This window comes from Kribbella sp., from assembly GCF_035655035.1.
GTDB lineage: Bacteria > Actinomycetota > Actinomycetes > Propionibacteriales > Kribbellaceae > Kribbella.
Genome location: NZ_DASRVN010000645.1, coordinates 1 through 9,669 on the forward strand (window position 1 = coordinate 1; position 9,669 = coordinate 9,669).

Below are 9,669 nucleotides of genomic sequence, written 5' to 3' on the forward strand. Positions count from 1 at the left end.
CGGTGGGACTTCGACGAGGAGCACCCGTTACGGGACGCGCGCGGGTTCGACCTCAGCCGGGAGGTGGCGGACTCCAGCCAGCTCACCGACGAGGAGACCGGCCTGGCGAACGTGATCCTCACCAACGGCGCCCGGCTGTACGTCGACCACGCCCACCCAGAGTACTCCGCGCCCGAGTGCACAAACCCGCGGGACGCGGTCGTCTGGGACAAGGCCGGCGAGCTGGTGATCATGGAGGGCGCGCGGCAGGCCCGGCTGATCCCCGGGGCGCCGCAGCTGAACCTCTACAAGAACAACGTCGACAACAAGGGCGCGTCGTACGGCGCCCACGAGAACTACCTGATGCGCCGGTCCACCCCGTTCGCGTCGATCGTCCGGCACCTGACGCCGTTCTTCGTGAGCCGTCAGGTGGTCACCGGCGCCGGCCGCGTCGGGATCGGCCAGGACGGCGCGACGCACGGGTTCCAGCTGAGCCAGCGCGCGGACTACTTCGAGGTCGAGGTCGGCCTGGAGACCACGCTGAAGCGGCCGATCATCAACACCCGCGACGAGCCGCACGCGAACCCGGACCGCTACCGCCGGCTGCACGTGATCATCGGCGACGCGAACCTGTCCGAGATCTCGACGTACCTGAAGGTCGGTACGACGTCGCTCGTGCTGGCGATGATCGAGGACGGCTGGCTGACCGACGACCTCGGCGTGGACCGTCCGGTGACCGCGCTGCACGAGGTCAGCCACGACCCGACCTGCACGCATCTGCTGACCCTGAAGGACGGCCGCAAGATCACCGCCGTCCAGCTGCAGGCGGAGTACCTGGAGCAGGCCCGCAAGTACGTCGAGGACAAGTACGGCGACGACGCGGACCGGCAGACCAAGGACGTGCTGCACCGCTGGGAGCAGATCCTCGACCAGCTCGCGCTGGACCCGATGAAGTTGTCGGACCAGCTGGACTGGGTCGCGAAGTACAAACTGCTCCAGTCGTACCGCGATCGCGACGGGCTCGACTGGGACGACTCCAAGCTGCACCTGGTCGACCTGCAGTACGCCGACCTGCGCCCGGACCGGGGCCTCTATTACAAGTTGGTGAAGTCCGGGCGGATGCAGCGGATCGTCACCGACGAGGAGATCCGGATGGCGGTCGCGCACCCGCCGACCGACACCCGCGCGTACTTCCGCGGCCGCTGCATGCAGCAGTACGCGCCGCAGGTCGCGGCCGCCTCCTGGGACTCGGTGATCTTCGATCTGCCGGGCAAGGAGTCGTTGCAGCGGATCCCCACTCTGGACCCGTTGCGCGGTACCAAAGCGCATGTCGGGGCACTTCTTGACCAATGCGACACCGCGAGTGACCTGGTTCGCACCATTACTGGGGGTGCCGCCGGGTAGGGTCGCTAGTGAAGGCCGATTTGGGCGGCCTTCCCAGCGGTTCTAGGAGGTGGCCATATGGCGAAGGACGGCGGTCAGCAGCACAAGCAGCCGAAGCGTTCGTCGACCGAGGAAGAGGTCGAGCAGGTCGAGGCGTCCGAGGACGTCCAGGAGCGGAAAGAGCGGCTCGACGAGGACGTCGACTCGATCCTGGACGAGATCGACGAGGTGCTCGAGGAGAACGCCGAGGAGTTCGTCCGCGGATTCGTGCAAAAGGGTGGGGAGTGAACCGCTCGATGACATCTGATGCCTCCGGCCGGCTGCCGGAAGCCTTCCTGACCCCGGGCGGCTCGTCGTTCATGGACTTCCTGGCCGGGCACGCGCCCGACCTGTTGCCCGGACGGCGGTCGCTCGGGCAGGGCGACCTGTCCAGCGAGGTCCCGCACGGTACGACGATCGTCGCCGCCACCTTCCCGGGTGGCGTGATCATGGCCGGCGACCGGCGGGCCACGATGGGCAACATCATCGCCCAGCGCGACATCGAGAAGGTGTTCCCGGCCGACGAGTACTCGGCGGTCGCCTTCGCCGGCTCGGCCGGTTTCGGGATCGAGATGGTCCGGTTGTTCCAGGTCGAGCTGGAGCACTACGAGAAGCTCGAGGGCGCCACCCTGAGCCTGGACGGCAAGGCGAACCGGCTGAGCGCGCTGATCCGCGGCAACCTGCCGATGGCGATGCAGGGCCTCACCGTAGTGCCGCTGTTCGCCGGGTACGACGAGGACATCAAGGGCGGCCGGATCTTCTCCTACGACCCGACCGGCGGGCGGTACGAGGAGACCCACTTCTACAGCGTCGGCTCGGGCTCGCTGTTCGCCCGCGGCGCGCTGAAGAAGCTCTACCGCGAGGACCTGTCGGAGACGGACTGCGTGACGGTGGCGATCCAGTCCCTGATCGACGCGGCCGACGACGACTCGGCGACCGGCGGGCCGGACATGCTGCGGCGGATCTTCCCGGTCGTCGGCGTGGTCACCGCGGACGGTTACCGACGGCTGCCCGAGGACGAGGTGGCGGCGCTCGTCGACGCGGCCTGGAACCAGCGGCATCAGCGTCCCGACGGCCCGTCCGCGCCCACCCTGACCTGACCCCGATCGACTGACAGAGGACTCGATGAGCGTTCCCTTCTACGTCTCGCCCGAGCAGCTGATGCGGGACCGGGCGGACTTCGCCCGGAAAGGCATCGCCAAGGGCCGCAGCGCGATCGCGCTGCAGTATGCCGACGGCATCCTGTTCGTCGCCGAGAACCGGTCGCCCGCGCTGCACAAGGTGGCCGAGATCTACGACCGGATGGCGTTCGCCGCCGTCGGCCGGTACAACGAGTTCGAGAACCTGCGGATCGCCGGCGTCCGGCTCGCCGACATGCGCGGGTACTCGTACGACCGGCGCGACGTCACCGGCCGCGCGCTCGCCAACGCGTACGCGCAGACCCTCGGCGCGATCTTCTCCTCCGGTGGCGAGAAGCCGCTCGAGGTGGAGATCCTGGTGGCGGAGGTCGGCGCTGCTGTGGGCGACGACCAGATCTACCGGCTCACGTACGACGGCTCGATCGCCGACGTACAGGGGTATGCGGTGATGGGTGGACAGGCCGACCAGGTCGCGGACTACATCGGCGAGCACTACAGCGAGGGCATCTCGCTGGCCGGGGCGCTCCGGCTCGCGGTCGACGCGCTCGGCCACGACGGTACGGAGATCCGGCAGCTGACGCCGGACCAGCTCGAGGTCGCGGTGCTGGACCGGACCCGTTCGCAGGTGCGCAAGTTCAAGCGGATCTCCGAGGAGACGCTGGAACGCATCCTGTCCGAGTCCCGCCCGGCCCCCGACGAGCCGAAGTCCGCCGACGAGCCGAGCACCGACGACACCAACGCAGGCGCCGACTCCGACACCGGCAGCGGCAGCGGCTCTGGCTCAGGTGACGCTTCGGTGACGACCGAGTCCTCGGTGGCCCCGCCGGGGGACGACGACGCACCGATCGCCCCACCGGAAGACCCCGACACCGACCGTCCGCTGTGACGGACCAGCTCGAGAACTCAGCCGCCACGGACAACGTGGCGGCTGAGCCGTCTCAGAACCCCAAACCTCCCACCCCACCCCAGCCCGCGACACCACCCAACGCGCCACCCGCAGTGGCACCGGCTGACGTGGCGCCCGCGTCGGCGCCGGGTTATGTGGCACCTGCGGCGGCGGGGGACGGGGCGCCCGCGGTGGTGCCGGCTGATGTGGCGCCGGTGGTGGTGGCGGCTGATGTGGCGCCGACCGACGGGCCGCCTGCGGCGCTGGATGGCGTGGCCGCTGGAGGGGTGCCGGGTGGTGTGGCGCCTGGGGTGGGGGATGGGGTGGCGGGGAGCGCGGCGGCGGTGGATCCGGCGCCTTGGGAGTTGTTGGGGGAGGAGCTGGGGTTCGAGCGGTTTCTGTCCGTGCGGTTGCGGCGGTACCGGATGCCGGACGGGCGTGAGGTCGAGTGGGATGTCTCAGGGCGTGAGGCCGGGGTGGATGCCGGCGTCACGGTGCTGCCGTTGACGCCCGAGGGGCGGATCGTGACGATCCGGATGTTCCGCGCCGGTCCGGATGCCGTGGTGACGAACCTGCCGGGCGGTCTGGTCGAGCCCGGCGAGGAGGTTGCCGTGGCCGGGGCACGGGAGCTCGAGGAGGAGACCGGTTACACCTGCGAGACCCTCGACGTGGTCGGCTGGCAGTGGTCCGGGGCGTCCTCCACGTTCCGGAAGTACGTCGCGATCGCCCGCGGCTGCCGCCCGGACGGGAAACAGCAACTGGACGAGGCCGAGGACTGCGTACCGGTCGAACTCACCGTCGACGCCTTCCGCGCCGAACTCCGCAGCCCCGGCGCCATGACCGGCATCGACGCCGCCTACCTGGCCCTGGACCACGCCGGCCTGCTCTGACCTGCCGCTCGACAGTACGTATACGTCCACTGCCGCCGGTCCACCGCCTGCGCGCACCTCCGAATCGGACGTCCGGGCAGACACCTCCTGTCGAGCTGCGGCACCCTCGGTATCCTGGTACCGGACCGCGACTGGCGTTGAGGTGGAGGAACCACCGGGGAACGGTCTGCCATCCGGCTTCGCCGCGCGCCTGGGCACTCGATCTGTGGAGGAGTGCGCGCATGACTGCTGAGCTGATGATCGGTACCGACCTCGCCGCCGGCATGGTGGCGAAGGCGGCGGAGCGGGCGAGTGCCCTGCAGGAGCAGTACGGCGCGCAGCCGTGCCTGGCGACCGTGCTGGTCGGTGACGACCCGGCGTCGGCCACGTACGTACGGATGAAGCAGAACCGCTCCAAGAAGGCCGGCATCGCGTCGCGGAGCGTCGTCCTCCCGGCGTCGACGACCACGGAGGAGCTGGTCGCGGAGATCACGAAGCTGTCCGAGGACCCGGCGGTGCACGGGATCCTGCTGCAGCACCCGGTGCCGCCGCAAATCGACGAGCGGGCCGCGTTCGAGGCGATCGACCCGGGCAAGGACGTGGACGGCGTCACCATGCGCTCGTTCGCGGCGATGGCGTTCGGTGATCCCGGGTTCCGCTCGGCCACCCCCGGCGGGATCATGCGGCTGCTCGCGGCGTGCGACGTACCGCTGGAGGGTGCGCACGCCGTCGTGATCGGCCGTAGCCCGATCCTCGGCAAGCCGGCCGGGATGTTGCTGCTGGCATCGAACGCGACGGTCACCTACGCACACTCGCGGACCCGCGACCTCGCGGACCTGGTGCGGACCGCCGACGTGGTGATCGCCGCGGTCGGCAAGCCGAACTTCATCCGCGGCGACTGGCTGAAGCCGGGCGCGGTGGTCGTCGACGCCGGGTACAACGAGGGCAACGTCGGCGACGTGCACTTCGCCGAGGCGGCCGAGGTGGCGCGGCTGATCACGCCGGTCCCGGGTGGTGTCGGCCCGATGACGATCGCCCTGCTGCTCGAGCAGACCGTCGACGCCGCTGAGACGGCTGTCCACTCCTTGACGACCCTGAACTAGGGTTGGGGGAGACCAACGAGGAGGAACGACGTGGCGGTACGGGCGATCCGGGGTGCCACCCAGCTGGACGTGGACGAGCGCGGGCATCTGCTCGAGCGGACCGCGGAGCTGGTGCAGGCGGTCCTGGAGGCGAACGATCTGGAGAACCAGGATCTGATCAGCATCCTGTTCACCGTCACGTCGGACCTCCGCTCGGAGTTCCCGGCGGTCGCGGGCCGGCAGATCGGGCTGACCGACGTACCGCTGATGTGCATGCAGGAGATCCCGGTGCCGCACGCGCTGCCGCGGGTGGTCCGGCTGATGGTGCACACCGAGACGGACCGTTCCCGGGACAAGATCCAGCACGTGTACCTGCACGGCGCGGTCGCACTCCGCCCCGACCTGACCGGCGCCCAGTGACCGAACTGCGCGGCCCGGTCCGGATTGTCGGGACCGGGCTGATCGGGACCTCGATCGGGCTGGCGCTGGCGCGGCTCGGTGTGGTCGTGGAGCTCGTCGACGGGAACCCGGACAACGCGCTGATGGCCGAGCGGATCGGCGCCGGTTCGCGGCTGGTGGAGATCGAGCCGCAGCTGGTCGTGGTCGCCGTACCGCCGGACCACGTCGGTGCGGTGGTCGCCGAGCAGCTCGAGCGGACTACGGCCGTCGTGACGGACGCGGCCAGCGTGAAGAGCAAGCCGCTCGCGGACGCGCGCAGCCTGGTGCCGGACGTCAGCCGGTACGTCGGCAGCCACCCGATGGCCGGCTCCGAACGCAACGGCCCGCTGGCCGCGCGCGCCGACCTGTTCGACGGCGCCACCTGGGCCATCACCCCGCACGAGACCAGCGATCCGGACGCCGTCGATCTGGTACGCCGGCTCGCGGAGGCCTGCGGCGCCCGGACGGTGGAGATGTCCGTGGCGGACCACGACCTCGGCGTCGCCCGCGTCTCGCATCTTCCGCACCTGATGTCCGCGCTGGCCGCCGGGACACTGGCCGACGCACCGTCCTCGCACCTGGAACTGTCCGGCCAGGGCGTCCGCGACGTCACCCGGATCGCGGCCGGCGACCCGCGGCTGTGGACCCAGATCGTGTCCGCGAACTCGGCCGCGCTGACCGGCCTGCTGGAGCAGATCCGCGGCGAGCTGGACCGGCTGCTCGTTGCCCTCGGCAAGGAAGAGGCGGGCGACGAGCTGACCGCGATCCTCGGCCAGGGCGTGTCCGGCGCGATCCGGGTGCCGGGCAAGCACGGTGCGCCGCACATCGACCTGGTCACGGTCCTGGTAACCATCCCGGACCGCCCCGGCCAGCTGGCGAAACTGTTCGCCGACGCCGCCGAGTCCGGCGCCAACGTCGAGGACCTGCGCATCGACCACAGCCCCGGTCGCCCCGTCGGTGAGGTCGAGCTCTCGGTCAAACCCGGCACGGTAGACCAGTTGGTCGCGGCCCTGACCACCCGCGGCTGGGTGGTCCACACCTGAGAGGGGCGCACCACCAGGCACGCCCTGTCCCCGTCCGACGGTAATCTTCGGGGCATGATCATCGCTGTGGACGGGCCGAGCGGCTCCGGTAAGTCGAGCACCGCGCGCGGAGTGGCCACCCGGCTCGGACTGCGGTACCTGGACACCGGTGCGACGTACCGCGCGGTGACCTGGTCGGCGGTCGAGCGCGGGCTGGACCTGGACGACACGGCGGCGGTCGCGCAGCGTGCGCGGGAGCTGGAGCTGGAGGTGAGCACCGACCCGGCGCGGCAGTTCGTGATCGCCGACGGGACCGACGTCACGGCCGCGATCCGGGAGCCCGGCATCAGCGAGGTGGTCTCGAAGATCGCCACCAACCTGGACGTCCGCAAGGAGCTGATCCGGCGCCAGCGGGCGATCATCGACGACGCCCAGCAGACCGGCGGGATCGTCGTCGAGGGTCGCGACATCGCCACCGTGGTCGCCACCGACGCCGAGCTGAAGGTGCTGCTGACCGCCGACCAGGACGCCCGGATGGCGCGCCGCGGCGCCGAGCTGGCGGCCGGCTCCGTGACCGCGGCCGAGCTCCGCGACCAGATCGTCCGGCGGGACGCGGACGACTCGACCGTGTCGGAGTTCCAGGTCGCCTCCGACGGTGCGGTCACGATCGACTCCACCGACCTGACCCTCGAGGAGGTCATCGACGTGATCAGCCGACTCGCCAAGGAGACTGTCCCTCAGGGCCGGGAGCTATGACGGCGGAGCTCACCGGGCACCGGGATCTGCCCCGTACCGACGATCTCCCGCCGCTGCCGTACCGGCTGGCACTGCCGATGCGCAGGCTGGCCAGACCGTACTTTCGGCGCAAGTACAACCTCACCATCCATCACGAGGACCGGTTCCCGATGACCGGTCCGTTGCTGATGACACCGAACCACCTGAGCCTGCTGGACGCCCCGCTGCTCGGCGCGATGGCGCCGCGGATGCTGCACCAGCTGGGCAAGATCGAGGTGTTCGGCGGCCTGCAGGGCAAGTTCCTGCACCGGATCGGGCAGATCCCGGTCGACCGGTCGGCGTACGACATGCTCGCGGTCCGCAAGTCGATCCAGGTACTGCGGGACGGCCGGGTGCTGAACATCTACCCGGAGGGCACCCGCGGGCCGGGCGACTTCGGCCGGATCCGGAGCGGGGTGGCGTACCTGGCGATGGTCACCGGCGCGCCGATCCTGCCGGTGGCGCTGATGGGTACGCGGTTGCCGGACGGCAGCCTGGGGAGTCATCCGCCGACCGGGAGCCGGATCGACGTGGTGTACGGCGAGCCCTTCTCGGTGGACCGCGTACCCTTTCCCAGGAGACATTCCGACGTACAGGCGGTCGCCGGCCACATCGGCGACGTGCTGCGCGCCCATGTGAAGGCGGCCGTCGAAGAAACCGGCCACCCACTTCCGGGCTGGCGAGACCAGAGGGACCCCGCATGACTGACCTGCCCACCGAACTACCGACGCATGAGCGTGACGACACGGGACCGCTGCCCGTGCTCGCGATCGTCGGCCGGCCGAACGTGGGCAAGTCCACGCTGGTCAACCGCATCATCGGCCGCCGCGAGGCGGTCGTCGAGGACACCCCGGGCGTCACCCGCGACCGCGTCTCGTACGACGCCAACTGGGCCGGCCGCGAGTTCACCGTCGTCGACACCGGCGGCTGGGACCCGGACGCGGTCGGGATGGCCGCCCTGGTCGCGGCGCAGGCGGAGGTCGCGATCAACGCGGCCGACGCGGTGCTGTTCGTGGTCGACGCCGTGATCGGCATCACCGACGCCGACGAGGCCGTCGTGCGGGTGCTGCGCAAGTCCGGGAAACCCGTCGTACTGGCCGCCAACAAGGTCGACGACCAGCGGATCGAGTCCGAGGCGATGAACCTCTGGGCGCTCGGCATCGGCGAGCCGTTCCCGATCTCCGCGATGCACGGCCGCGGTACCGGCGACATGCTGGACGCCGTCCTGGCCGCGCTGCCGGAGGCACCGCCGGAGCGCGACGGCGAGGTCGGCGGCCCGCGCCGGGTGGCGATCGTCGGCAAGCCGAACGTCGGCAAGTCCTCGCTGCTGAACAAGGTCGCCAAGGAGGACCGGGTCGTCGTCAGCGACGTCGCCGGTACGACGGTTGACCCGGTCGACGAGCTGATCACGCTGAGCGGCACCGACTACCGGTTCATCGACACCGCGGGCATCCGGCGCAAGGTGAAGAACTCCCAGGGCCACGAGTACTACGCGTCGTTGCGGACCAACGCGGCGATCGAGCGGGCCGAGGTCGTGGTGGTGGTGATCGACTCGTCGGAGTCGATCACCGAGCAGGACCTGCGGATCATGAACGCGGTCGAGGAGGCCGGCAAGGCGCTGGTGATCGCGTACAACAAGTGGGACCTGATGGACGACGAGCGCCGCTACTACCTGGAGCGCGAGATCGACCGCGACCTGGTCCAGTTCCGCTGGGCGCCACGGGTGAACATCAGCGCGCTGACCGGCTGGCACATGGACAAGCTCGTGCCGGCCATCGAGGCCGCGCTCGAGGGCTGGCAGACCCGCGTCCCGACCGGCCAGCTGAACGCGTTCCTCGGCCGCCTGGTCGCCGCGCATCCGCACCCGGTGCGCTCCGGCAAACAGCCGAAGATCCTGTTCGGCACCCAGGCCACCACGATGCCCCCGACCTTCGCGATCTTCACCTCCGGCCAGATCGAGGCGTCCTACCAGCGCTTCATCGAACGCCGCCTCCGCGAGGACTTCGGCTTCGTCGGCAGCCCGATCCACGTCCAGATCCGAGCCCGCCAAAAGAACAA

The 9,669-nt window shown here is 70.3% G+C and carries 11 protein-coding genes and 1 riboswitch; all 11 genes read left to right on the plus strand.

Annotated features, from left to right (window positions below; genetic code table 11):
• Window positions 1-1,383 (plus strand): depupylase/deamidase Dop (dop, locus tag VFF46_RS33755; RefSeq protein ID WP_325041304.1); only part of this gene is annotated, 1,383 nt, incomplete at its 5' end.
• Between the two features lie 57 nt (window positions 1,384-1,440).
• Entirely contained in the window at window positions 1,441-1,650 is a 210-nt protein-coding gene (locus VFF46_RS33760; protein ID WP_130448384.1) for a ubiquitin-like protein Pup, read from the plus strand.
• Between the two features lie 8 nt (window positions 1,651-1,658).
• Complete coding sequence (gene prcB / locus VFF46_RS33765; protein ID WP_325041305.1) at window positions 1,659-2,501, plus strand: proteasome subunit beta; 843 nt, start codon at window positions 1,659-1,661, stop codon at window positions 2,499-2,501.
• Between the two features lie 25 nt (window positions 2,502-2,526).
• Window positions 2,527-3,426, plus strand: coding sequence for a proteasome subunit alpha (gene prcA / locus VFF46_RS33770; protein WP_325041306.1), 900 nt, complete (start codon window positions 2,527-2,529; stop codon window positions 3,424-3,426).
• A 344-nt stretch (window positions 3,427-3,770) separates the two neighbouring features.
• The gene (locus tag VFF46_RS33775) at window positions 3,771-4,316 is read left to right on the plus strand and encodes an NUDIX hydrolase (protein WP_325041307.1); all 546 of its coding nucleotides are present in this window, start codon (window positions 3,771-3,773) and stop codon (window positions 4,314-4,316) included.
• Window positions 4,317-4,433: 117 nt separating this feature from the next.
• Window positions 4,434-4,519: riboswitch (ZMP/ZTP riboswitch) on the plus strand.
• 18 nt (window positions 4,520-4,537) lie between these two features.
• Window positions 4,538-5,398 (plus strand): bifunctional 5,10-methylenetetrahydrofolate dehydrogenase/5,10-methenyltetrahydrofolate cyclohydrolase, encoded by an 861-nt coding sequence (locus VFF46_RS33780; protein ID WP_325041308.1) that lies wholly within the window; start codon window positions 4,538-4,540, stop codon window positions 5,396-5,398.
• Between the two features lie 30 nt (window positions 5,399-5,428).
• Window positions 5,429-5,797, plus strand: a complete 369-nt coding sequence (gene aroH, locus VFF46_RS33785) for a chorismate mutase (RefSeq protein ID WP_325041309.1) — start codon at window positions 5,429-5,431, stop codon at window positions 5,795-5,797.
• Window positions 5,794-6,858 carry a prephenate dehydrogenase gene (locus VFF46_RS33790; protein ID WP_325041310.1) on the plus strand — a complete coding sequence of 355 codons (1,065 nt, stop codon included), beginning with the start codon at window positions 5,794-5,796 and terminating at the stop codon, window positions 6,856-6,858. The genes aroH and VFF46_RS33790 overlap by 4 nt, the downstream gene beginning before the upstream one ends.
• 54 nt (window positions 6,859-6,912) lie before the next feature.
• Window positions 6,913-7,593: a (d)CMP kinase gene (gene cmk, locus VFF46_RS33795; protein WP_325041311.1), complete on the plus strand. Its 681-nt coding sequence runs from the start codon at window positions 6,913-6,915 to the stop codon at window positions 7,591-7,593.
• Window positions 7,590-8,315 (plus strand): lysophospholipid acyltransferase family protein, encoded by a 726-nt coding sequence (locus VFF46_RS33800; protein ID WP_325041312.1) that lies wholly within the window; start codon window positions 7,590-7,592, stop codon window positions 8,313-8,315. The genes cmk and VFF46_RS33800 overlap by 4 nt, the downstream gene beginning before the upstream one ends.
• On the plus strand, window positions 8,312-9,669 hold a 1,358-nt coding region (gene der, locus VFF46_RS33805; protein WP_325041313.1), incomplete at its 3' end, for a ribosome biogenesis GTPase Der. The genes VFF46_RS33800 and der, both read left to right, overlap by 4 nt.

Coding starts and splice junctions, on each gene's coding strand:
- VFF46_RS33760 (WP_130448384.1), top strand. CDS start 1,441: ATGGCGAAGGACGGCGGTCAGCAGCACAAGCAGCCGAAGCGTTCGTCG.
- cmk (WP_325041311.1), top strand. CDS start 6,913: ATGATCATCGCTGTGGACGGGCCGAGCGGCTCCGGTAAGTCGAGCACC.
- VFF46_RS33780 (WP_325041308.1), top strand. CDS start 4,538: ATGACTGCTGAGCTGATGATCGGTACCGACCTCGCCGCCGGCATGGTG.
- prcB (WP_325041305.1), top strand. CDS start 1,659: ATGACATCTGATGCCTCCGGCCGGCTGCCGGAAGCCTTCCTGACCCCG.
- prcA (WP_325041306.1), top strand. CDS start 2,527: ATGAGCGTTCCCTTCTACGTCTCGCCCGAGCAGCTGATGCGGGACCGG.
- VFF46_RS33800 (WP_325041312.1), top strand. CDS start 7,590: ATGACGGCGGAGCTCACCGGGCACCGGGATCTGCCCCGTACCGACGAT.